General features: G+C 71.1%; 18 protein-coding genes. 3 read left to right on the top strand and 15 right to left on the bottom strand.

Going from position 1 to position 23737, the window contains the following annotated elements; all coding sequences use genetic code 11:
- Positions 1-34: 34 nt before the first annotated feature.
- The 15 genes from OG202_RS12635 to OG202_RS12705 all read right to left on the bottom strand — a co-directional run bounded on the left by OG202_RS12635 (position 35) and on the right by OG202_RS12705 (position 20812).
- The gene (locus OG202_RS12635) at positions 35-1297 is read right to left on the bottom strand and encodes an MFS transporter (protein ID WP_328222751.1); all 1263 of its coding nucleotides are present in this window, start codon (positions 1295-1297) and stop codon (positions 35-37) included.
- Between the two features lie 154 nt (positions 1298-1451).
- Complete coding sequence (locus OG202_RS12640; RefSeq protein ID WP_010352468.1) at positions 1452-1787, bottom strand: RNA polymerase-binding protein RbpA; 336 nt, start codon at positions 1785-1787, stop codon at positions 1452-1454.
- Between the two features lie 229 nt (positions 1788-2016).
- The gene (gene secG / locus OG202_RS12645) at positions 2017-2247 is read right to left on the bottom strand and encodes a preprotein translocase subunit SecG (RefSeq protein WP_029181151.1); all 231 of its coding nucleotides are present in this window, start codon (positions 2245-2247) and stop codon (positions 2017-2019) included.
- 131 nt (positions 2248-2378) lie between these two features.
- A complete protein-coding gene (tpiA, locus tag OG202_RS12650; RefSeq protein WP_327730271.1) occupies positions 2379-3167 on the bottom strand; it encodes a triose-phosphate isomerase in 789 nt (262 codons plus the stop codon).
- A 6-nt stretch (positions 3168-3173) separates the two neighbouring features.
- A complete protein-coding gene (locus OG202_RS12655) occupies positions 3174-4385 on the bottom strand; it encodes a phosphoglycerate kinase (RefSeq protein WP_327730270.1) in 1212 nt (403 codons plus the stop codon).
- Between the two features lie 135 nt (positions 4386-4520).
- On the bottom strand, positions 4521-5531 hold the full coding sequence (gene gap, locus OG202_RS12660) for a type I glyceraldehyde-3-phosphate dehydrogenase (RefSeq protein WP_326583609.1): 1011 nt from the start codon (positions 5529-5531) through the stop codon (positions 4521-4523).
- Positions 5532-5800: 269 nt separating this feature from the next.
- Positions 5801-8755 (bottom strand): M14 family metallopeptidase, encoded by a 2955-nt coding sequence (locus tag OG202_RS12665; protein ID WP_328222752.1) that lies wholly within the window; start codon positions 8753-8755, stop codon positions 5801-5803.
- 176 nt (positions 8756-8931) lie between these two features.
- Positions 8932-9921 (bottom strand): DNA-binding protein WhiA, encoded by a 990-nt coding sequence (whiA, locus tag OG202_RS12670; protein WP_326583607.1) that lies wholly within the window; start codon positions 9919-9921, stop codon positions 8932-8934.
- A complete protein-coding gene (locus OG202_RS12675) occupies positions 9912-10982 on the bottom strand; it encodes a gluconeogenesis factor YvcK family protein (RefSeq protein ID WP_326583606.1) in 1071 nt (356 codons plus the stop codon). The genes whiA and OG202_RS12675 overlap by 10 nt, the downstream gene beginning before the upstream one ends.
- Complete coding sequence (gene rapZ / locus OG202_RS12680; RefSeq protein ID WP_326583605.1) at positions 10979-12049, bottom strand: RNase adapter RapZ; 1071 nt, start codon at positions 12047-12049, stop codon at positions 10979-10981. The genes OG202_RS12675 and rapZ overlap by 4 nt, the downstream gene beginning before the upstream one ends.
- Positions 12046-14127 (bottom strand): excinuclease ABC subunit UvrC, encoded by a 2082-nt coding sequence (gene uvrC, locus OG202_RS12685; protein WP_327730268.1) that lies wholly within the window; start codon positions 14125-14127, stop codon positions 12046-12048. Before uvrC ends, rapZ begins: the two co-directional genes overlap by 4 nt.
- A gap of 85 nt (positions 14128-14212) precedes the next feature.
- Entirely contained in the window at positions 14213-14884 is a 672-nt protein-coding gene (locus tag OG202_RS12690) for a response regulator transcription factor (protein ID WP_326583603.1), read from the bottom strand.
- Between the two features lie 307 nt (positions 14885-15191).
- Complete coding sequence (locus OG202_RS12695; RefSeq protein ID WP_327732283.1) at positions 15192-17879, bottom strand: PAS domain S-box protein; 2688 nt, start codon at positions 17877-17879, stop codon at positions 15192-15194.
- Positions 17880-18014: 135 nt separating this feature from the next.
- Complete coding sequence (locus OG202_RS12700; protein WP_326583602.1) at positions 18015-19319, bottom strand: ABC transporter substrate-binding protein; 1305 nt, start codon at positions 19317-19319, stop codon at positions 18015-18017.
- 98 nt (positions 19320-19417) lie between these two features.
- On the bottom strand, positions 19418-20812 hold the full coding sequence (locus OG202_RS12705; protein ID WP_327730267.1) for an ABC transporter substrate-binding protein: 1395 nt from the start codon (positions 20810-20812) through the stop codon (positions 19418-19420).
- A 204-nt stretch (positions 20813-21016) separates the two neighbouring features.
- On the opposite strand from OG202_RS12705, the gene OG202_RS12710 reads away from it, so the two are divergent.
- The 3 genes from OG202_RS12710 to OG202_RS12720 all read left to right on the top strand — a co-directional run bounded on the left by OG202_RS12710 (position 21017) and on the right by OG202_RS12720 (position 23611).
- Positions 21017-21391, top strand: coding sequence for a response regulator (locus OG202_RS12710; RefSeq protein WP_327730266.1), 375 nt, complete (start codon positions 21017-21019; stop codon positions 21389-21391).
- A 219-nt stretch (positions 21392-21610) separates the two neighbouring features.
- Positions 21611-22576 (top strand): hypothetical protein, encoded by a 966-nt coding sequence (locus tag OG202_RS12715; RefSeq protein ID WP_327730265.1) that lies wholly within the window; start codon positions 21611-21613, stop codon positions 22574-22576.
- Between the two features lie 123 nt (positions 22577-22699).
- On the top strand, positions 22700-23611 hold the full coding sequence (locus OG202_RS12720; protein WP_327730264.1) for a carbohydrate kinase family protein: 912 nt from the start codon (positions 22700-22702) through the stop codon (positions 23609-23611).
- The last annotated feature ends 126 nt before the right edge of the window (positions 23612-23737 follow it).

Genomic DNA, 23737 nt, shown 5'->3' on the forward strand with positions numbered 1-23737 from the left:
CGCTCGGCCCCGCTGCCGGCTCCAACCTAATTGATCACGACGGAACACGAGCCGTCGTCCCATGGTCGTCCGGTTCGACAACAGATACGTCCGCCTTGAGCGTCGGTATCAGCGCGGCGACGGACAGGACGAAGAAGGCGGCGGCAAGGAGCGCCGGGGTGTTCGGGCCCCAGGCCGTGGCGACCGCTCCGCCGAGCAGAGCGCCCAGGGGCGCCCCGGCCACCCCGAGGGTCCGGAAGGCGGAGCCGACGCGGCCGAGCATGTCGGCGGGGGCACGCCGCTGCATCAGCGTCGTGGTGTTGACGTTCCACACCATGCCCATGGCCCCGAACACGGCGAGGCTCACCGCGAGCGCCCACAGGCTGCGCACCGAGCCCATCACGACGAGGGCCACGATCTGCGCCGCGCCGGCCAGCAGCACGGCACGCACCCGCCCCGCGCGGGCCACCAGCCGTCCGTTCACCGCTCCCCCGGCGAGGCCGCCGACCGTGTACGCCGTCGTCACCGCCGCGAACCCGGCGTTGCCCGCGTCCAGCCAGCCGGTCACCAGCAGCACCAGCGTGGCGATGAGGGCACCCATGCCGACGTTGCACAGAGCGGTGGCGGCGCACAGCCCGCGCAGGGCCCTGTCCCGCCACAGCGTCCGCAGCCCGGCGGCGATCTCGGCGCGCAGGGTGCTGCCCGCGGGACGGGGCTCCCGCTCGGGCGCGGCGGCACCGAGCGAGGCCACGAGGGCGGCGGCGAACAGGTAGGTCAGGGCGTCCGCCGCGAAGGGGACGGCGGCTCCGGCGGCCAGCAACAGGGGGACGAGCGGCGCGGCCACCAGCCCGCCCGCGATCCGCTGGCCGGTCATCAACCGGGCGTTCGCGCTGCCCAGGGCGTCACGGCCCACCAGGGCGGGCAGCAGGGCCGTGGCCGCGTTGTCGAAGAGTGTCTGGAGGGTGGTCAGAGCGAAGGCCAGGGCGATCAGCAGGGCGATCGAGGCGTGATCGAGGGCCACGGCCACCGCGAAACCCGCCACCAGCAGACCGCGCGCCACGTCCACCGTCCACATGGCCCGCCGCTGGTCCACCCGGTCGGCGACGGCCCCGCCGAACAACCCGAACACCAGCCACGGCAGATAGCCACAGGCCGTGACCGAGGCGACGAGAAGCGGCTCGTCCGTCAGCGTCACCGCGAGCAGCGGCAACGCGGCCGTACGCAGCGCGTCCCCGAAACTGGAGAGCACGGCCGCGCTCCACAGCCGTAGGAACGCTCCGCGGTACGCGACCGCCGCCCTCTGCTCAGCCCCCGTCACGTGTCCCCCTCACGATTCGTCGATGCGCAAACCGTAGGGGGACCCACTGACAATCAGCCCGACCAGCGGGAACGCGAACATCGCGGGAATCGCGAGCCACCCGCCCGAAACGCTTCCGGCCAGGCACCCCTCGGTGCCCGGCCGGTGTCAACTCCTAGATCTCGCCCCGCAGTTTGGCGAGCGCCTCGGCGAGGATCGCCTCGCCGTCCGCGTCGCTGCGGCGCTCCCGCACATAGGCGAGGTGCGTCTTGTAGGGCTCGGTGCGTGGTGGGGCCGGGGGGTTGTCCCGGTCCTGTCCGGCCGGGAAGCCGCAGCGCGGGCAGTCCCAGGTGTCGGGGACCTGTGCGTCGCTGGCGAAGCTCGGCTGGGTCTCGTGTCCGTTGGAGCACCAGAAGGAGATGCGCAGCCGGGGTGCGGACTCGCCGCGCTCGGCTTCGCCCATCGGCCCCGCCCCGACCCGGCTTCCTCGGATCGCGTTGCCACTTGCCACGGTCGTAACTCCCTGCGTGATGGTGCGGCGAAGCGAGTCGGCGTTTCGCTTCGCTGCGAGCGCCTCAGTCTACGTAAGGCCCAACGCGCGTCCAGTGATTGGAGTTACATCCTGTCCCCAGACGCAAGCCCCATGATAGGCCGCGCTCGAAGTCGCGTACCCAGCATGGGGCTTTACGTGCGGATTGGTGCGTCCGTGACGCGTTGTTTCGCCGGTGTCGGCCCGACGGTCAGTTGTTGACCTTCATCAGGATGCCGAGTACGACAATGCACGCGAACCACAGCAGACCGACCACGACGGTGATCCGGTCGAGGTTGCGCTCGGCGACCGAGGAGCCGCCGACGGAGGACTGCATACCGCCACCGAACATGTCGGAGAGGCCGCCGCCCTTGCCCTTGTGCATCAGCACCAGCAGCATCATCAGCAGGCTGAACACGATCAGGGCGATCGAGAACCCCATAACCACGGCTGGACCAACTTCCTCGGATCTGGATAGACGACAAGAGGGCCGGGACCGGTCGGCAAGCTCGACACTCGCCTACTGGGCCTCGGCCCCCCGCAAGAGTACGACGTTACGCCGCTAAGGCCTACTCACTGGTCGCGGAAGCGCACGATCTTGACGAACTCGTCCGCGTCCAGGGAGGCGCCGCCGACGAGGGCGCCGTCGATGTCGGCCTGCGCCATGATCTCGGCGACGTTGCCGGCCTTGACCGAGCCGCCGTACTGGATGCGGATCTGGTCGGCGGTCTCCTGGGAGTACAGCTCGGCGAGCTTGCCGCGGATGGCCGCGCAGACCTCCTGGGCGTCCTCCGCTCCGCAGACCTTGCCGGTGCCGATGGCCCAGACGGGCTCGTAGGCGATCACGACGGTCTCGGCGTGCTCGGCGGGGACGTCCTTGAGGCCGCCCTCGACCTGGGCGAGCGTGTGGGAGACGTGGTTGCCCGCCTCGCGGACCTCCAGTTCCTCGCCGACGCACAGGATCGGGGTGAGGCCGTGCTTGTAGGCGGCCTTGACCTTGGCGTTGACGATCTCGTCGGTCTCGTCGTGGTACTGGCGGCGCTCGGAGTGGCCGATCGCCACGAACGTGCACTTGAGCTTGGCCAGCATCGGACCGGAGATCTCGCCGGTGTAGGCGCCGGAGTCGTGGGCCGAGAGGTCCTGGGCGCCGTACTTGATCTTGAGCTTGTCGCCGTCGACCAGGGTCTGGACCGAGCGCAGGTCGGTGAAGGGCGGCAGGACCGCGACCTCACAGGCCTCGTAGTCCTTGTCGGCGAGGGCGAAGGCGAGCTTCTGGACGTGCGCGATGGCCTCGAGGTGGTTGAGGTTCATCTTCCAGTTGCCGGCCATCAGGGGCATACGGCCCTTGTCGGAAACGGTCATTGAGGGTCAGTCCTCCAGTGCGGCGAGGCCGGGGAGCGTCTTGCCCTCGAGGTATTCGAGGGAGGCGCCGCCGCCGGTCGAGATGTGGCCGAATGCGTTCTCGTCGAAGCCCAGGATGCGCACGGCCGCGGCGGAGTCGCCGCCGCCGACGACCGTGAAGGCCCCCGAGTCGAGGAGTGCCTGGGCGACCGCCTTGGTGCCCTCGGCGAATTCGGGGTGCTCGAAGACGCCCATGGGGCCGTTCCAGAAGACGGTGGCGGCGTCGGCGATCTTCGAGGCGTACAGCTTGCGGGACTCCGGGCCGATGTCCAGGCCCATCTGGCCGGTCGGCATGGCGTCCGCGGCGACCTCGGTGGCACCGGCCGGAGCCTTGCCCTTGAGGTCCGGGAACGCGGGCGCGACGACGGCGTCGACGGGGAGGACCAGCTCGACCCCGGTCTTCTCCGCGCGCTCCAGGTACTCGGTGACCGCGCCGAGCTGGTCCTCCTGGAGGAGCGAGCCGCCGACCTCGTACCCCTTGGCCTTGAGGAAGGTGTACGCCATGCCGCCGCCGATGAGGATGCGGTCGGCCTTGCCGAGCAGCTGGTCGATGACGGCGAGCTTGTCGGAGACCTTGGCGCCGCCGAGCGCGACCACGTAGGGGCGCTGGACGTCGTCGGTGAGCTTCCTCAGGACGCCGACCTCGGTGGCGATGAGGTACCCGGCGTAGTGCGGCAGGCGGGCCGGCAGGTCGAGGACCGAGGCGTGCCCCCGGTGCACCGCGCCGAAGCCGTCGCCCACGTAGACGTCCGCGAGGGCGGCCAGCTGATCCGCGAAGGCGCCGCGCTCGGCGTCGTCCTTGGACGTCTCGCCGGCGTTGAAGCGGAGGTTCTCGACGACCGCGACCCGGCCGTCGGCGAGGCCCGCGACCGTGGCCGTGGCGGACTCGCCGACCGTGTCCGTCGCGAACGCCACGTCGGCGCCGAGGAGTTCACCGAGGCGCGCGGCGGCGGGGGCGAGGGAGAAGGCCGGGTCCGGGGCGCCCTTGGGGCGGCCCAGGTGGGAGGCGACGACGACGCGCGCGCCGGCCTCGGCCAGCGCCTTCACGGTGGGCAGCACGGCGCGGATACGGCCGTCGTCGGTGATGGTGGTGCCGTCCAGCGGCACGTTGAGGTCGGCGCGGACGAAGACCCGCTTGCCGGCGACTCCCTCGGCGAGGAGTTCGTCGATCGTCTTCATGGAGAGGGCTCCCGAGGAGGACTTGTGGTGCTCGTGGTCGTGGGAGGGGCGCTTTCGTACGTGAGTCAGGGCCCGGGCGGCGCGTCCCTGCGCCGCCCGAGCCCTGCTGTCACATGGAGGTGCCTGCTCTGTCGGTCAGAGCTGGCCGCCGACGAAGACCGTGAGGTCGACGAGGCGGTTGGAGTAGCCCCACTCGTTGTCGTACCAGCCGAGGATCTTCACCGTGTTGCCCTCCTGGACCATGGTCAGGGAGGAGTCGAAGGTGCAGGAGGCCGGGTCGCTGACGATGTCCGAGGAGACGATCTCGTCCTCGGTGTAGGCCAGGTAGCCCTTGAGGTCGCCGTCCTCGGAGGCCTTCTTGAACGCGGCGTTGACCTCGTCCTTGGTGACCTCGCGCTGCAGCGTCACGACCAGGTCGGTGGCCGAGCCGGTCGGGACCGGGACGCGCATCGCGATGCCGTCCAGCTTGCCCTTGAGCTGCGGGAGGACCAGCGCGGTGGCCTTCGCGGCACCCGTGGTGGTCGGGATGATGTTCTCGGCGGCGGCGCGGGCGCGACGCAGGTCCGAGTGCGGGAAGTCCAGGATGCGCTGGTCGTTGGTGTACGCGTGGACCGTCGTCATCAGGCCCTTGACGATGCCGAAGTTCTCGTCGAGAACCTTGGCCATCGGCGCCACACAGTTGGTGGTGCAGGAGGCGTTGGAGATGACGTGGTGGTTCGCCGGGTCGTACTTGTCCTGGTTGACGCCCATCACGATGGTGATGTCCTCGTCCTTGGCCGGAGCCGAGATGAGGACCTTCTTGGCGCCGCCGGCGAGGTGCTTCCCGGCGTCGGCCTTCTTCGTGAAGATGCCGGTGGACTCGATGACGATGTCGACGCCCAGCTCGCCCCACGGGATGTCGGCGGGGTTGCGCTCGGAGAGGACCTTGATGGTGTGGCCGTCGACGGTGATCGTGTCGGCGGTGTGCGACACCTCGGCCTTGAGGCGGCCCAGGATGGTGTCGTACTTCAGGAGGTGTGCGGTGGTCGCGGTGTCACCCAGGTCGTTGACAGCCACGATCTCGATGTCAGCACCCTGCTCCAGCAGCGCGCGGAAGTAGTTACGACCGATGCGGCCAAAGCCGTTGATGCCTACGCGGATCGTCACGAACCGATCTCCTCGTTGGTACGCCGGCTCAGTGCCGGCGAGCTGTATGGGATGTCCCCGACCGCCTACGACCCTACCTCCCCGGCGCCCGTCGAGTGACATCGAGATGCCCTATACATGCCGGTGCGGTCCATACTCGCCAGTAGGGGTACGGACCGCCCTGGTTTTGCAAGGTGATTACCTTTTGAGCGGCCCCCCGATCATCTGATTTCAGACGTCCGGAGGGCCGCTCACGAGGCTTTTTCTCAGCCGTTCGGCGCAGCCGGCTCTCAGTTCCTCAGAGCCGCCAGCGCCTTGCCGAGCAGTGCCTTGCGGTCGGCCGCCGCGGGGACCTGCTCCAGACCGAAGCCCAGCAGCACGGTGTCGTCCGTGGTGACGGCGCCGTAGGTCTTGAACAGTTCACCCGACAGGCCCCAGTCCTTCACGACCGCCGGGCTGCCCGCGGGCGGTCCGGGGGTGCTCCAGGCACCGAGCGACGTCTCGAAGCCCTCGACCGCGCCGGCCGTGCCGCCGATGACCACGGTGGCGTTGTCGGCGAGGACGCCGCGACCGCCGGAACCGGGGTCGGTGACATAGCTGAGCGACACCTCGACCTTCTTGCCGGCGTACGCGGACAGGTCGAACTCGACCTGCTGCCAGCCGTCCGAGGCCCCGGTGAAGCTGTTCCAGGAGCCGCTGGTGCCGCTGGGCGTGCAGCCCCCGGAGCCCAGGGTCAGGTACCGCTTCAGTGCCGGGTGGCCCTGGATGAAGTACCCGGCCTCGCACTCGACGGGCACGGTGGTGGAGGTGGCGCCGCCGGCCTCCGGCAGCGTCGTCCAGTCGTCCGCCCCGGCCGTGTGCGCCTCCAGAAGGGCGTGGTCGTAGCCCTCCTCGGTGCTCCACAGGAGCTGGGTGCGCAGGGTGGGCTTGTCGGCCGCGCCCACCGAGGTGAGGTCGATGGTGCGGGTGAGGCGGTTCCAGGCGTAGTCGGTGTGCGTGGCGGCCGCCATGGACGCGCCCTCGTACGGGCCGTACGGGTTGACGGTCCCGGGGTACTGGCCCGCGCCTTCGCTCGCGAACTGCGGGAACGTCTCCACGGGCAGGGCGTCCGAGGTGACGCCGAACGATCCGGCGGTGTTCAGCGGGTTGCCGGGCGCGTCGCCGAGCGCTCCGGTGAAGCCGTCGAGCTTGGCGAGACCCGCGAAGGCGGTCGCGTTCGGCAGGGAGGTACGGCTGTAGGCGCCCAGGTAGTACTGGCTGAAGTCGTTCGACAGGGTGCCGCCGCCGAGGTCGACGGCGCCGCCGGCGCTCTCGCCCGCCTCGATCAGCTTGCCGCCCTCGTTGAGATAGGCACGCAGTTCGAGCTGGGTGGCGACGCCCGGCCGGACGGCGCCCGTGTAGTGCACGACGGTCTTGAAGTGCTTCAGTACGCCGAGCGCGTCGGGCGCGCCGAGGGTCGCGACGTCCCAGACGAGCGCCTTCTTGCCGTTGGCCTTCAGCGCGTCGACGTAGGCCTGTGTCTGGGTCGCGGTCGCGCCCTCCTCGGCGACGACGAGGGTGTCGGCCTTGGGGCGTTCGGCGATCGTGTACGTGAAGCGCTCGCTGGTGGTGGGTCTGCCGCTCTTCGTCTCGCCGGTGAACCAGATCTCGACCTTGTCGCCCGGCTCGCCGTCCTGCACCTTGGCCCGGTACTCGTCGAACCAGAGGTTGTCCTCACCGCCGAACGTCTCGCCGCCCTTCCAGGCCTTGAGCGTCTGGTCGTACGTAGGGCCGCGGCCGTTGATCCGGTACTTCAGCTCCTTGTCGCGCACCGACTTGCGGGCCACGACGGAGATCTCCTGGTCGGCGCCGCGCGAGTACGACGTGGTGAAGCCGGCCGGGGTGAAGTCGGGGGCGTCGACGCCGACCGAGGACTTCGGCTGGTCGGGCTTGACGGCGGACTCGGCGACGGAGAGCGCGAACGGGATGTTCTTCTCGAACTCCTGCTTGATCAGCTTCTCGTCGTCCGGGAACGTGAAGACGGAGGCGCAGTCCTCGGGCTTCCAGGCGTCGTCCGGGTCGATGCCCGACACGGTCTGGCAGGTCGACATCTCGGGGGTGAACATCGCCGTGCCGTTGACGTTGGACGCGTGACCGTCCGCCTCGCCGTTGGTCGTGTACAGCTCGGAGGAGAGCTGGGGGTGGTAACCGGGGACCGCGGGGTTCTCCGGGGTGCCGGCCAGCGACTTGTAGAGCACGTCGTCCGGGGTGGGGCTGGCCACCTGCCAGCCGACCCCATAGAGGATGAGTTCGGCGGCCGAGTGGTAGTTGATGCCGTACTCGAAGCCGATGCGCCTCTCGAAGGCGTCCAGGGCCTTTGTCTCGGGCTCCGAGTTCGGGCCGCCGCCGCGGTAGGTCTCACTGGTGGGGAACGGGGACGAGCCCTCGTTGTCGTAGCCCCACTTGTAGGCGAAGTTGCGGTTGAGGTCGACGCCGTCGCCGACGGTGATGGCACCGTCGCCGTTGACGTCCCGCACGTTCTTGCGCCACTGGCGGTTGGCGGCGTCCCGGTGCGTGAAGTCGTAGCCGTCCGGGTTGGCGGAGATCACGAACCACAGCTCGGTGGTGTCGACGATCTTCTTGATCCGCTTGTCCGTCTTGTAGTTGTCCAGGTAGCGGTGCATCAGGCGCCGGGTCATCTCCGGCGTGATCCACTCACGCGCGTGCTGGTTGGACATGTACAGCACGGAGGGCTTGGCGCCGTCCTTGGTCTTCTTCGCGTTCTTGGTCAGCTTGAGCGCGAGGATGTCCTGGCCCTGGAGGGACTTGCCGAGGGAGACCACCTTGGTCAGGGACGGGTTCTCCTGCCCCGTCCGGACGATCTCCTCCTTGATGTTGCCCGCACCGCTGTAGGGCCGGTAGACCCCGTCGCCGGCGGCGGCCACACGCGCCTCCGCCTTGCTGGTGAGCCGGTGCTCCTTCAGCTCGACGCCCTGCCCCTCCAAGGCGTCCGCCTGCTTGTCGGTGAGGTAGACCTCGACCGACGCGGTGCCCTTCTCCGGCGCCTGCTCGCTGAGTTCGTGACCGTCCTGCCCGGCCGCGAGCAGCAGCGGTATCTGCTTCTTCGTCACCTCGGCGCGGAAGACCTTGACCTCCTCCGCCTCGGCACCGTCGTTCTCGGCCGCCTGGGCGAGCGGCGCCAGTCCCGCGCCTCCGCCCAGCAGGAGCGCGCCCGCGGCGAGGATCGATCTCGCTCTTCGTCTCATGAGCCCCCCTTGCAGTGGTTCGCCACAGCGGCGAACAGACGCCAGGCTCATGTCAGACATGGGTCACGTCAAGGGTGCCTCACCGGCCATCCACGGAATTCACACGGACATACGAAAGCCGGTGCCGACGGCCCCTCAAGTGGGCGTCGGCACCGGCGAGTTGACCTGGTGTCCTGTCACCCCACCAGGTTCTCGGCCATCTCCTCGGTGATGCTGGACTCGGTGCTCGGGATGCCGAGGTCCGACGCACGCTTGTCGGCCATGGCGAGCAGCCGGCGGATCCGGCCCGCGACGGCGTCCTTGGTGAGCGGCGGGTCGGCGAGCGCGCCCAGCTCCTCCAGGGATGCCTGCTTGTGCTCCATGCGCAGCCGTCCGGCGGCCGCGAGGTGCTCGGGGACGTCGTCGGCGAGGATCTCCAGGGCGCGGCCCACGCGGGCGCCGGCGGCGACGGCGGCACGGGCCGAGCGGCGCAGGTTGGCGTCGTCGAAGTTGGCGAGCCGGTTGGCGGTGGCCCGGACCTCGCGGCGCATCCGCCGCTCCTCCCACGCCAGCACGGACTCATGGGCACCCAGGCGGGTCAGGAGCGCTCCGATCGCGTCCCCGTCCCGTACGACGACCCGGTCCACGCCCCGTACCTCGCGGGCCTTCGCCCCGATCGACAGCCGGCGGGCGGCGCCGACCAGTGCGAGAGCCGCCTCCGGGCCCGGGCAGGTCACCTCCAGGGAGGACGAGCGGCCGGGCTCGGTGAGCGAGCCGTGGGCCAGGAACGCGCCGCGCCAGGCCGCCTCGGCGTCACAGGTGGCCCCGGAGACGACCTGCGGAGGCAGGCCGCGGATCGGGCGGCCCCGGCCGTCCACCAGGCCGGTCTGCCGGGCCAGCTGGTCACCGCCCGCGACCACCCGGACGACGTAACGCGAACCCCGGCGCAGTCCGCCGGGTGCCATCACGATCAGTTCGGAACTGTGGCCGAAGATCTCCAGGATGTCCCGCTTGAGTCTGCGGGCCGCCATCGCGGTGTCCAGCTCCGCCTCGATCACGATGCGTCCGCTCACCAGGTGCAGCCCGCCCGCGAACCGCAGGATCGCCGAGACCTCCGCCTTTCTGCAGCAGGTCCGGGTGACGGGTAGCCGGGAGATCTCGTCCTTCACCGCTGCCGTCATCGCCATGGGCCGATCCTTCCATGCATCCGAAAAATACGGTCGTACGCGGCGGCCAACAGCTCCGGGTCGTGCCGCGGAGATCCATCGGTCCGGGCCACCGGCGCCAGCTCGACCGCGGCCCCGAACCGTTTGGCGGCGTCGGTCAGGGAATCGCGGTCGGGCACGGCGGCCTCGTCGGCCAGCACCACGTCCAGGGCGAGTTTAGGGGCGTGTCGTGCCAAAACCTCCAAATGACGCTGCGGGGAGAAGCCATCGGTTTCTCCCGGCTGCGGGGCGAGGTTCAGTGACAGTACGAGTCGGGCCTTGGTCTCGGTGAGGGCGTCGAGCAGTTCGGGCACGAGCAGGTGCGGGATCACCGAGGAGAACCAGGAGCCCGGGCCGAGGACCACCCAGTCGGCGTCGCGGACCGCCGCCACGGCCTCGGGCACGGCGGGCGGGTCGTGCGGCACGACGTGCACGGACTGCACCTCGCCGGGGGTGAGCGCGACGGTCGCCTGCCCCCGGACGGTGTCGACGTCGTCCGGGCGCGCCGGATCGTGCCCCTTGACCAGGGCCTGGAGCTCCAGCGGTACGGCCGACATGGGCAGCACCCGGCCCTGGGCGCCCAGGAGCCGGCCGACGAGGTCGAGGGCCTGGACATGGTCGCCGAGCTGTTCCCACAGGGCGACGATCAGCAGATTGCCGACCGCGTGTTCGTGCAGGTCGCCCTGGGACTGGAAGCGGTGCTGGATGACGCGGGCCCAGGTCTGGCCCCAGTCGTCGTCGCCGCACAGCGCGGCCAGCGCCTTGCGCAGGTCGCCGGGCGGCAGAACGCCCAGCTCGTCGCGGAGGCGTCCGCTGGAGCCTCCGTCGTCGGCCACGGTGACGACGGCGGTGAGGTCGCCGGTGATCCGGCGCAGGGCGGCGAGCGAGGCGGACAGGCCCATGCCCCCGCCGAGCGCGACGACCTTGGGCTGGGCGCCCCGGCGGCGCGGCTTGGCCCCGCGGGCCTCGGCGGGCTGGCCCGCGCGGCCCTCGGGGGTGACGCGGCGCAGTCTGCCCAACCGCAGAGCAGCACGTCCGGTCACTCGCGCCCCATGTCACGGTGCACGACCACGGTCTCGACGCCCTGGGAGGCGAGGCGGGCGGCGAGCTTCTCGGAGGTGGCGACCGAGCGGTGCTTGCCGCCGGTGCAGCCGACCGCGATGGTCACATACCGCTTGCCCTCGCGGCGATAACCGGCGGCGATCATCTGGAGCAGCTCGGTGTAGCGGTCGAGGAACTCCTTGGCGCCGGGCTGGTTGAAGACGTACGCGGAGACCTCCTCGTTGAGGCCGGTGTACGGGCGCAGCTCCGGGACCCAGTGCGGGTTGGGCAGGAAGCGCATGTCCACGACCAGGTCGGCGTCGACCGGGAGGCCGTACTTGAAGCCGAAGGACATGACGGTGGCCCGCAGCTCGGGCTCCTCGTCGCCGGCGAACTGGGCGTCCATCTTGGCGCGCAGCTCGTGCACGTTCAGGCTGGAGGTGTCGATGACCAGGTCGGCGTCGCCGCGCAGCTCGCGCAGCAGCTCCCGCTCGGCGGCGATGCCGTCGGTGATGCGGCCGTCGCCCTGGAGGGGGTGCGGGCGGCGCACCGACTCGAAGCGGCGCACCAGGGCGTCGTCGGAGGACTCCAGGAAGACGATCCGCCGGGTGACGTGCTTCGTCTCCAGGTCGGCGAGGGAGTCACGGAGATTGTCGAAGAAGCGGCGGCCGCGGACGTCGACGACGACCGCGATCCGGGCCACGTTCCCCTGGGAGCGGGCGCCGAGCTCCACCATGGTGGGGATCAGCGCGGGTGGCAGGTTGTCGACGACGAACCAGCCGAGGTCCTCCAGACACTTGGCGGCCGTGGACCGTCCGGCGCCGGACATGCCGGAGATGATGACCAGCTCGGGGATGGCCGCCTCGGGGACCCCGGCTGTTTCGATGCCCGTACTCACGTGTGCTCCGTCTTCCTGTGGCGCTGGGTGCTGCGGGGTATCGTCGCCCGCCGCGCTGTGGGCTTCCCCGCGCTCCGCTGTGTGCTCGTGGTGCTGTTCTTCTGGACGCGCCGAGCGCTCCGGGAGTTCTGGGTGCTCCGGGCGTTCGGGACGCTCTTGGTGCTCGGTCATGTCTCCTGCCCTCGCCGCCGGTCCGGGGAACCCGCGGCCACGGGCTCCCCAGAGGGGTCCGCCGTCGTACCGGGCTCCTCTTCCTCCATGATCTCTCCAGTGGCCGTGTTCACTGCGGGTGCGGCCGGAGCCGCCTGGGCGAGGGCCACGGCGATCGTCTCGGCCGTCTTGCGGCCTATGCCGGGAACCTCGCAGATCTGGTCGATCGTCGCGGAACGCAGCTTCTTCAGGGAGCCGAAGTGCTTCAGCAGTGCCTGCTTGCGAGCCTCGCCGAGCCCGGCCACCTCGTCCAAGGGGCTCGCCCGGAAACGCTTGGCCCGTTTGGTCCGCTGGTAGGTGATGGCGAAGCGGTGGGCCTCGTCGCGGACGCGCTGGAGCAGATAGAGGCCCTCGCTGGTGCGGGGCAGGATCACCGGGTCGTCCTCGCCGGGCACCCAGACCTCCTCCAGGCGCTTGGCGAGGCCGCACACGGCGATGTCGTCGATGCCCAGCTCGTCGAGCGCCCGCCGCGCGGCGGCCACCTGCGGCTGCCCACCGTCGACGACGACGAGCTGGGGCGGGTAGGCGAACCGCTTGGGACGGCCGTCGTCGTCCCTTGCACCGATCGCGGGAGCGCCGAGACCGTCGCCGGCGTCACCGGGCCCGGCGGAGTCGTCCTCCACCCACTCGCCGGTCTTCTCCTTCTCCGCGAGATACCGCCGGAAGCGGCGGGTGATGACCTCGTGCATGGAACGGACGTCGTCCTGGCCCTCGAAGCCCTTGATCTGGAAGCGGCGGTACTCGCTCTTGCGGGCCAGCCCGTCCTCGAAGACGACCATGGAGGCCACGACGTCGTCGCCCTGGAGGTGGGAGATGTCGTAGCACTCGATCCTGAGAGGGGCGCTGTCCAGGTCGAGGGCCTCGGCGATCTCCTCCAGCGCGCGGGAGCGGGTGGTGAGGTCGGAGGCGCGCTTGGTCTTGTGCAGGACGAGGGACTGCTGGGCGTTGCGCGCGACGGTCTCCATGAGCGCCTTCTTGTCGCCGCGCTGCGGGATGCGCAGGGAGACCTGGGCCCCTCGGCGCCCGGTGAGCCACTCCTGGACGGGCCCCACGGGGTCGGGCAGCGCCGGGACGAGGACCTCCTTGGGCACGGAGTCGCCGGTCTCCTCGCCGTACAGCTGCTGAAGCGCGTGTTCGACGAGGTCACCGGTGGTGACGGCCTCGACCTTGTCGGTGACCCAGCCGCGCTGACCGCGCACCCGTCCGCCGCGTACGTGGAAGATCTGGACGGCCGCCTCCAGCTCGTCCTCGGCGACCGCGATCAGGTCGGCGTCGGTCGCGTCGGCGAGCACGACCGCGTTCTTCTCCATGGCCTTCTTCAGGGCCTCGATGTCGTCGCGCAGCCGGGCGGCCCGCTCGTACTCCATCTCCTCGGCCGCGTCCGTCATCCGCTTCTCGAGGCGACGGATGTACGTGCCCGTGCGCCCCGCCATGAAGTCGCTGAACTCGTCGGCCAGTTCGCGGTGGTCCTCGGCGGAGATCCGCTCGACGCAGGGGGCCGAGCACTTGCCGATGTAGCCGAGCAGACAGGGCCGCCCCGTGCGGGCCGCGTTCTTGAACACTCCGGCCGAGCAGGTGCGCACGGGAAAGACGCGCAGCAGCAGATCGACCGTGTCCCGGATCGCCCACGCGTGCGCGTACGGCCCGAAATAGCGGACGCCCTTCTTCTTGTGACCGCGCATCACCTGCACGCGCGGGTACTGCTCGTTCATCGTGACCGCGAGGTACGGGTAGCTCTTGTCGTCGCGGTACTTGACGTTGAACCGGGGGTCGAACTCCTTGATCCAGGAGTACTCCAGCTGAAGCGCCTCGACCTCCGTGGACACCACGGTCCACTCCACGGAGGCGGCCGTGGTGACCATCGAGCGGGTGCGCGGGTGGAGGCCGGCCAGGTCCTGGAAGTAGTTGGCCAGGCGCTGGCGCAGGCTCTTCGCCTTCCCGACGTAGATCACCCGCCGGTGCTCGTCACGGAACTTGTACACCCCGGGAGAGTCCGGAATCTGCCCCGGACTGGGGCGGTAGCTGGAGGGATCGGCCATGCTCCACACCCTACTGGCGCCCGCCGACATCGCGGGGGGGGCCCGCACCCCCGCAGGGGCGCGGGGCCGTCTCGGGACCGAGCCCTCAGCGCGTCTCCAGGAACGTCAGCACGGCCAGCACCCGCCGATGATCATCCGGCTCCTCGGGCAACCGCAGCTTCCCCAGGATGCTCCGCACATGCTTCTCGACCGTCCCCTCGGTGACCCACAGCCGACGACCGATCCCGGCGTTGGACCGCCCCTCGGCCATCAGGCCGAGAACCTCCCGCTCGCGATTGCTGAGCATCGACAGCGGATCGTCACGACGCTGCGCGGCCACCAGCTCCTGCACCAGCGACGGATCGACCACCGACCCACCCCGGCGGATGCGGTCGAGGGTCTCCAGGAACTCGTCGACGACGGTGATCCGGCTCTTGAGCAGGTAGCCGATGGCGCGCCCCCCGGCCAGCAGCTCCAAGGCGTCCTCGACCTCGACGAAGGCCGACAGGACCAGGATCCCGACCGACGGATACCGCTCCCGGATGGTGCTGGCCGCCTTCAGCCCCTCGGTGGACTGCGTGGGCGGCATCCGGATGTCGACGATCGCGATGTCCGGGAGCTCGGTCTCCACCAGCTCCATGAGCCCGGCGGCGTCGCCGGCCTGCCCGGCCACCTCGTAGCCGACGCGCTCGCAGAGGCTCGCCAGCCCCTCCCGCAGGAGCACGTCGTCGTCCGCGAGCACCACCCGCCCGCGCACCGGATGCTGATCGGCCTGCATGGTCTCGGTCTCCCCCTTGCCCGACCTGTCCCGTTCGTCCCAACAGCCTGCCCGAACACGGGTCTTACGGCTAGCAGGAAGCCTAGTTGGGGGCGGGCCATGAAGACACCTGGACGTTTGCCCGCAATGCTCGGAGAAGTGCAGCCGCGGGTGGACCGACGCCTCAAACACGAGACGGCGAGACATCCGCCTGCCCCAGAGCCGGACGGCCGTCTCCGCCGTCCGATTCGACCGCCCGGAACGTACGCCCGTACCGGGGCCCGGACTCCCCCCTTTGAACGGGCCTCACCGCGTACGCTTCGGGCGGTCACGTACGCGGCAGTGCTACCGCCTCGGCCTCGTCCGGCGGCGTCAGCGGCAGGCGCACGGTCAGCGTCGTACCGCTGCCGGGAGGGCTGGCGAGCGTCAACCTGCCGCCGATCGCCTCCACCCGGTCGATGAGCCCGATCAGGCCCGAACCCTTGTCGGGTTCCGCTCCCCCGACGCCGTCGTCGCGGATGACCAGCTCCAGGACGCCCGAGCGCTCCGCGGCCGCCACGGTCACCACCGTCGCGCGCGCGTGCTTGACGGCGTTGGTGAGGCTCTCGGAGGTGACGTAGTACGCGGCCACCTCGACCTGTTCCGGGAAGCGGGCGCGGGTGAACCCGAGGTCGAGTTCCACGGGGATGGCGGCGCGGCGGGCCAGAGCACGCAGGGCGGGGCCCAGGCCGCCCTTGGAGAGGACGGACGGGTGGATGCCCCGGGCCACCTGGAGCAGGTCCTGGAAGGCGTCGTCGAGGCCCTTGGCCAGATGGTCGAGCCGCTGGGCGAGTTCCGAGGAGGGGTCCTCCACCAGGGTCTCGGTCATCCGCAGCTCCAGCTGGAGGGAGACCAGGCGCTGCTGGACGCCGTCGTGCAGATCGCGTTCGATGCGCCGCCGGGAGGCGTCCCCGGCGGCGACCACGCGCGCGCGAGAGGCGGTCAGCTGGTCGCGGCTGTCGGCGTTGGCGATCGCGGTGGCGATCAGTTCGGTGAAGTCGACGAGCCGGGACTCGGTGCCCTCGGGCAGCGGATCGAGCAGCGAGGCCGCCACGACGGCTCCCCACAGCCGGCCCTCGACCACGATGGGGGCACCCACCGAGGTGTCCGACCGGGCGGCGCCCCCGGTCCGGGCCACCTCCTCGATCGCCTTGCGGGCCGCCTCCCGACGCGTCGTACGGGCGGCCTCGGCGGTCGCGTCCACGCGCGCGTGCGCGATCCCCAGGACCTTGACGCTGCCGTCGGGCTCGTACCGCAGGACGGCCGCGGCCGTCCCCAGCAGGGATCCCACTTCCTCGGCCACCTTCCCGAACACCTCGGACGGCGGCACGCCGCGCGCGACCGCGGTGGCGACCCGGCGCAGCGCGCTCTGTTCGAGCGCGGCCCGGCGGCTCTCGGTGACGTCGCGGGCGGCGGCGTAGATGAGACCCTCCCGGGGGACCGGCCGGGCGCTCCACTGCAGCCAGCGCTCGGTGCCGTCGGCGCGGATGTACCGGTTCTCGAACTCGGCGACCTCGGCGCCGCCCGCCAGCAGCGCGATGGCTTCGCAGGTGCTGTCCCGGTCGTCCTCGTGGACGAATTCCACGAGCGGCCGGGAGGTCAGCGTCTCGATCGGATAGCCCAGGGTGCGTTCGAAGGCCGGGTTGACGCGCTTGAAGTAGCCGTCGACGCCGCTGATGCAGAGCAGGTCCAGGGAGAGGTTGAAGATGCCCTCCAGCTCCTGTTCGGCCCGTCTGCGCCGGCCGTGGGCGGCGGCGAAGGACGCCATGGTGCCGTTCATGCCGCCCAGCAGCTGGGCCCAGGTGCCGTCGAAGGAGTCGACGTCGGCCCGGTGTCCGAGCCGGCCCGCGTCGATCGCCGTGTTCATGTCCCGGATCTCGCCGGCCAGCCGTTCACTGGTCACCCGCAGCTCGCGGAACGTGTCGGCGACGTCGCCGAGTTCGTCGCGTCCCGCGTAGCGGATGTCGTACGAGAGGTCGCCGTCCGACAGGGCGCGGGCGCCCTCGGAGACCTGGCCGAGGGGGCGGGTGATCGAGCGGCGCAGGGCCAGCGCGAGGAGGGTGACGAGTGCCAGGACGCCGAGGGAGACGGCAAGTTCGGTGACGGCCTGGGTCCGGGTGGCGCGCAGGTCGCGGTGCGCGATGGCGTCGAGTTCGCGGGCGGCCCGGTCCTGGATGCCGCGCAGCGCGTCCACGTAGTCCTCGGAGTCGCTGAGCCAACTGTCGTACGAGGGCCGGTCGGCGGGCCGGGAGGCGGTGTCGGCGAGCAGGTCGCGGGCCTTGCGGACGGCGCGTCCGGGGGCCTGGAAGATCGCGGTGTGCAGTTCGGCGTTCAGCTCGTCCGAGGCTGTCTGCTGGAAGGCCCTGAGCTGGGCCTTCTCCAGTTCGGTCCAGCGGCCCGCGGCGGCGGTGGTCCGCCCCTCGCCGGGTGTGTGGAAGACGATGGCGAGTTCCGCCCGTTCGCTCTCGGCGGCGGCGGTGGCCCGCAGCATCGCGATGTGGGCGTCGGCCGCGCGGCCCGAGGCCCTGGTGGGACGGCCGGACTCGAGGGCGGCGACTATGTCGAGCACTTTGTTCTCGATGACCTCGTACCGCTGGGTCACGGCTTGCGCGTCCAGCGAGCCGGTGCCCGTCTGGACCCGCAGGGCGTGCAGTTGGCGGCGTACGGCGTCGAGGACCCCGGCGACGTCGGGCTCCGGCTGCCGTTCGACGGCTTCCCCGAAGGCCCGCCGCAGCGCGTCGTCGGTGATCCGCTGGGCCTCCGACCGGCCGCGCAGCGTGTCCGGTTCGGCGCTGAGCCGGGCCTCGACCGCGGCGATCCGCTCGCGGGCTATGGCGCCTGCGACCTCGCTGGTCACGAACGACACCTCGATCGCGGTGTCGAAGTCGCGCAGGGTCCGCGCCTCCTCCCACTGGGGCACGGCGGCGAGCGCGGTGAAGGCCAGCAGGACGGTGACCGGCAGCAGGACGAGCAGCATCAGCTTGGGGCCGACGCGCAGCCGTGCCAGGAACGGGACGCTGCCCACGGTCGCGGCGCGGCGGCGGACTCGCCCCGCGGAGGGACGCGGGGAGGGGACTCGTCCGCGAGGCGGTGGGCGGAGCACGGCAGGACCTCACGGTCCGGTCGGGGGGTAGTGCCCGTGGTCCGCCAGATCCTTGTCGACGGCACGCACCGCCTCGTCCAGGGCGGGCTTCACGGCCGCTCCCCGCATGATCTTCGCGAACGCCCCGGCGAAGGCCTCGGTGATCGCCGGGTAGGCGGGGGTCTGGGGCCGGGGGCGGGCGGCGCCGTCGCGCAGTTGTTCTATGTAGAGGCGTCCGGGGCCGCCCTCGGCGAACGCGTCGGTGCGTTCGATCGCGGTGCCGGTGGCGGGTATCCCGCCGTTGACGTCGGTCATCCGCAGGATTTCGTCGGGGCGCAGCAGGAAAGCCAGGAAGCGCCACACGGCGTCGCCGTCGGCCGCGCCCGCGGGGACGCCCCACTGCCAGGAACCCATCCCGGTCGCGCTGCCCGTGCCGAAGTCGGGCAGCGGCACGATCGCCACGTCGCCCGGGTGGGCCTCGCTGAACTCGCCGTACCTCCAGTGGCCGTTCCAGGACACGGGACTTCTGCCCTTCTGGAAGGCCCCAAGGTCCTCGTTCGCGTCCACATACCCCGCCTTCACCCAGCCCTGCAGCGTCGTCAGCGCCTCGACCGACCGCGGCCCGTTGAGGACGCCGTCGGCCGTTCGGTAGGTGGAGCGTTCGATCAGGTCGCCGCCCGCCGACCACACGACCGGCGCGAAGCCGTACGTTCCCCATTCGGTGCCGGCCCACGGCATCTGGAGGTCCAGCGGCCTCTCGTAGCCCAGGGCGCGCAGCTTCTTCAGGATGCCGGTGAACTCGTCGGCGGTCCAGGCGTCGCCGATGCCCTTCGGGACGCGTACGCCCGCCTTCTTCAGCACCGACGGCCGTACGTACAGACCGAGTCCGGAGTCGAACGTGCCCAGGCCCCACAGCCTGCCCCGGTAGGTGCCCTGTTCGAGGACGGAGGGGAGCAGGTCCGCGCGCAGGGACTCCGGGACGCAGGAGTCGATCGGCCGGAGCTCGCCGGCCCAGGCGTGGCTGAACAGTTTCGGGGCGTCGAAGTCGAGCAGGTCGGGCAGTTCGCCGTCGGCGGCCGCCGTACGGACCAGGTCGCCGTAGTCGCCCTCGGGGAGGCGGACGAGTCGGACCGTCACGTCGTCCTGGGAGGTGTTGAAGGCCCGAACCTGGGCCCGCACGGCCTCCAGTTCACCGCGCGCCGACGGCTCGTGGAACCACATCGTGATCTGTGCGGGGGCGTCGATCCGCCCGTCGCAGGTCGCGTCGGAGCCCCGCCGGGTGTTCTCGCCGCCGTCGTCCCCGCCCGCGTCGCAGCCCGAGAACAGCAGGGCCATGCAGAGCAGAAGGGCCGACCGGGCACGGCGGGGTGTCCTCGAAACGCTGCGCCGGCCGGGCGCCCGGGGAGTGCTTGGCCGGGGTCCGGCGGCGCGGGTCACGGCCCGCTCTTCGGGTAACCGTCGTGGGCGGCGAGATCCTGGTCGATTGCCTCGACCGCCTCGTCCAGCGTCTTCTTCGCGGGCGCTCCCGAGAAGACGACGTCGGCGACCGCCTGCGAGAAGGCGACGGTGACCGACGGGTACGCCGGTGTCTGTGGCCTGGGCCGGGCGGTCCCACTGCGCAACTGCTCGATGAACAACCGCTCCGCGCCGTCCTCGTCGTACCGAGGGGACAGCTTCACGGCCCCCTCCGTCGCCGGGATCGCGCCGTTGGCCTCGCTCATCCTGGCCACCTGCTCGGGCCGCAACAGGTACTCCAGGAAGCGCCAGACCGCGTCGCCGTCGGCGCCCCCGGAGGGGATGCCCCACTGCCAGGAACCCATTCCGGTGACGGTACCCGTGCCGAAGTCGGGCAGCGGCACGATCGCCACGTCGCCGGGGTGCGCCTCGCTGAACTCGCCGTACCTCCAGTGCCCCATCCAGGAGATGGGGCTGCGGCCCTTCACGAACGCGCTCCTGTCCTTCTCCTCGTCCCTGTCGACATATCCCTCCTCCACCCAGCGCTGCATGGTGGTGAGCGCCCCGACGGACTCCGGGCCGTTGAGGAACCCGTCGGCCGTGCGGAACTCCTCGGGGTCGATGAGGTCGCCGCCCGCCGACCACACGGCCGGCGCGAAGGCGTAGGTGTTCCACTCGTCGGCGAGCTTGGAGTCGGTGAAGTTCAGGTCGAGCGGCGCCTCGTAGCCCTCCGCGCGCAGCTTGCGCAGGATCTTCGTCAGCTCGTCGGCGGTCCAGGCGTCGTCGACGCCCTTCGGCACCCGGACCCCGGCCTTCTTCAGCACCGACGGCCGTACGTACAGGCCGAGTCCGGAGTCGAACGTGCCGACTCCCCAGAACCGCTTGTCGTACGTGCCCTGTTCACGGATGGAGGGGAGCAGGTCGCTGCGGATCCTCGCGGGGACGCAGGAGTCGATCGGCTTGAGGGTGCCGGACCAGGCGTAGCTGTAGAGGTTCGGGCCGTCGAAGTCGAGCAGGTCGGGCAGGTCGCCGCTGGCCGCCGCGGACAGCACGAGTTCGGTGTACGGACGCTGCTCGGGCAGGGTGACCAACTCGACCCGCACCTGCCGCTGGGACCTGTTGAACTCCTTGACCTGGCTCTTCAGCGTGGTCTGTTCGCCGCTCTGCCCCGCGTGGAACCACATCGTGATGTGGGCGGTGCCGTCGATCCTCCCGTCGCAGGTCGTGTCGCCGGCCGCCTTGCCCTCCTCGTCCGCCCGGCCGTCGTCGTCACCGCCACCGCACCCGGCCAGGAGCAGCGCGGCCACCGCCGCGCCCGACACCAGTCCACGGCGAACGGGACGTCTTCCCAGGTCCCGGCGTTGCGTCTTCATCGCACACCCCCACTCGACCGGACGGCACGGCCCCCGGAGCAGCGACATGCTACTCGCCGTGTCGCGTTCGATTCCCTGGGTGAGAGTGAACCCGTTGATCCGGCACAGGACCGCAGCACATTCCGGCTGACGGGAATCCGGCGGCGCCGACACTTTCCCGCTAGCCGGAATGTGCGCCCATGACCACCTTGGGAGGCTGTCACCATGTCCATGCGCTGTCTCCTCGTCGATGACAGTGCCCGGTTCCTGGAGGCTGCCCGTACGCTGCTGGAACGCGACGGGATCCGCGTCGTCGGCGTGGCCTCCACGGGCGCGGAGGCGCTGGCACGGGCCGTGGAACTGGCCCCGGATCTCGTCCTGTTGGACATCGATCTCAACGGCGAGAGCGGGCTGGACCTCGCGCCGAGGCTCGCGCGCACCGCCGCGTCCGTCATCATCCTGACCTCCACACACCCGCTGGACGACATGCAGGAACTGGTCGCCGCCAGCCCCGCCCGGGGTTTTCTGCACAAGTCGAAGCTCTCGGGACAGGCCCTTCGGAACCTGCTGGGGCCTGATCACGGGTCCCCGGCGCAGTGAGGATCTTGCCGTTGGTGTCCGGCCATGTCACGCGTCAGGTGTTGTCGGGACTTGGTCAACACGCTTCAATGCGGAGGAACCCGGGGCAAGGAACGCCGTCGTACGGATGTGAAGACGGACCCCCAAGGGCCCTGGAGCCCCGAGCGCCCACCGGGGCGCCCCGATCGGCCCGCGCGGTCCGAGCACACGTCGCGCACTCCCCTACAGAAAGGCCCCTGCATGCGGCAGGCCACAGAGCACGCGGACGTCGCCACGGTCACGGATGTCGCCACGGCGGAGCTGGAGTCGGTCCTGCGGGGCGGCCCCTTCCATGTCGCGCTGCGCGCCGCGATCGCCGCCCGCGGGCTGCCGCTGCAACGCGTGCAGCACCATCTGTCGCGCTACGGGGTCAAGGTCGGTGTCACGAGCCTCAGTTACTGGCAGCAGGGCGCCCGGCGTCCGCAGCGTCCCGAGTCGCTGCGGGCCGTGCGGGCCCTGGAGGAGATTCTCCAGCTCCCGGACGAGTCGCTGATCCGGCTGCTCGCCCGGGCCGACGAGCAGTCCGGCCCGGAACGCCCCGCCGGCCGCTCGTACCGCTCCGTCGTGGAGGCCTCCGGCGTCCTGGAACGGCTCCTCAGCGAGCTGGAGGTGCCGCTCGACGGCGGCGTGCACACCGTCGGCCACCACGAGCGGGTCCGCGTCGGCGCGTACCGGGAGCTGCTGGGCCGCGAGTCCCAGCACATCGTGCGCGCCCACAAGGACGGCGTGGACCGCTATGTGGCCGTCCACCACGGCGACCCGGGCTGCGCACCGGAGCGGATGGCCGTCCGCGCCCTGGAGAACTGCCGCAGCGGGCGGGTGCGCTGGGACCATGACACCGGTGTCCTCGTCGCCGAGCTCCTCTTCGACACCCGGCTGCGCAGCGGCGATACGTTCCTCTTCCGCTACGGCTTCGACGACGGCACGGCCGGTGTCTGCACCGAGTACGTCCGCGGCTTCCGCTCCTCGGGTGGCCAGTACGCGCTCCAGGTCCGCTTCGACGAACGCGCCCTGCCCCTGCGCTGCCACCGCTTCAGCCAGCACTCCGCCGCGGCCCCCCGCAGCGGCCGGCAGACCCTCCCCCTGAGCGGCCTGCACCGGTCGGTCCACCTCGTCGAACCACGGGTGCGGACGGGGATCGTGGGAATCGGGTGGGACTGGGGGTGACCTGCCGGATCTCGGAGCGGCGGGCGCGTGTGAGCGGGCCGGTCCTCCGGGACGGCGGATCGTCGCGGTGCGCGAGGCTTTGCGATACTTTCCGGCCGAGAGCCCCGAGAAAGGATCCGCCTCGTGATCGTCGTCGCCGGTGAAGCCCTGATCGACCTGGTCCCGCAGGGCGCGGGCCCGCTCGTGGATCTGCGGCCGGCACGCGGCGGCGGCCCCTACAACACGGCCGTGGCACTCGGCCGCCTCGGCTCCCCCACCGCCTTCTGCTCCCGGGTGTCGTACGACGCGTACGGCGAGGCCCTGTTGGGCGGCCTGCGGGACGCGGGGGTGGACGTGGCCGCGGTGCAGCGCGGCCCCGAGCCGACGACCCTCGCCGTGGCCTCGATCGGTGCGGGCGGCTCGGCCCGGTACTCCTTCTACGTCGAGGGCAGCGCCGACCGCCTGTTCGAGGCCCCCGAGCGGCTCCCCGACGGCACCCGGGCCGTCTCCTTCGGCACCTGCTCACTCGTGCTGGAACCCGGCGCGAGCGCGTACGAGGAGCTGATGCACGCCGGCGCGGCCCAGGGGGTGTTCACCGCCCTCGACCCCAACATCCGGCCCGCTCTGATCCCCGACGCGGACGCCTACCGGGCCCGCTTCAAGAGCTGGCTGCCCTCGGTGTCGTTGCTCAAGCTCTCCGAGGAGGACGCGGAGTGGCTGGGCGGCACCCCACGCCTGTGGCTGGACTCAGGACCCGCCGCCGTCGTCATCACCCACGGCGGCGACGGCCTGACCGTCCACACCCGGGTCGGCGCGGAGCACTCCGTACCGGGCGAGAAGGTCGACGTCGTCGACACCATCGGCGCCGGTGACACGGTCAACGCGGCCCTCCTCCACGGCCTGTCGGCCCGGGGCGCCCTCTCCGACGCGGCCCTCGCGGCCCTGGGCGCCGACGACTGGACCCGCCTGCTGCGCTTCGCCGCCCGCGCGGCGGCGATCACCTGCTCCCGAGCGGGCGCCGAGCCGCCGTACGCGGCGGAGGTGGGCGAGGTCTAGCCGGTCCCACGAGATCCGTGCCCAGGGTCAGGTGGGCTGACTGCCGCAGGGCCCGGGGCGGTTGAGGGGGAACGTGCGGCGGCCCGCGGGGAGTTCCCGCGGGCCGCCGTGTTTCTCCGGACTTGG

The organism is Streptomyces sp. NBC_00310, from assembly GCF_036208085.1.
Classification (GTDB): domain Bacteria; phylum Actinomycetota; class Actinomycetes; order Streptomycetales; family Streptomycetaceae; genus Streptomyces.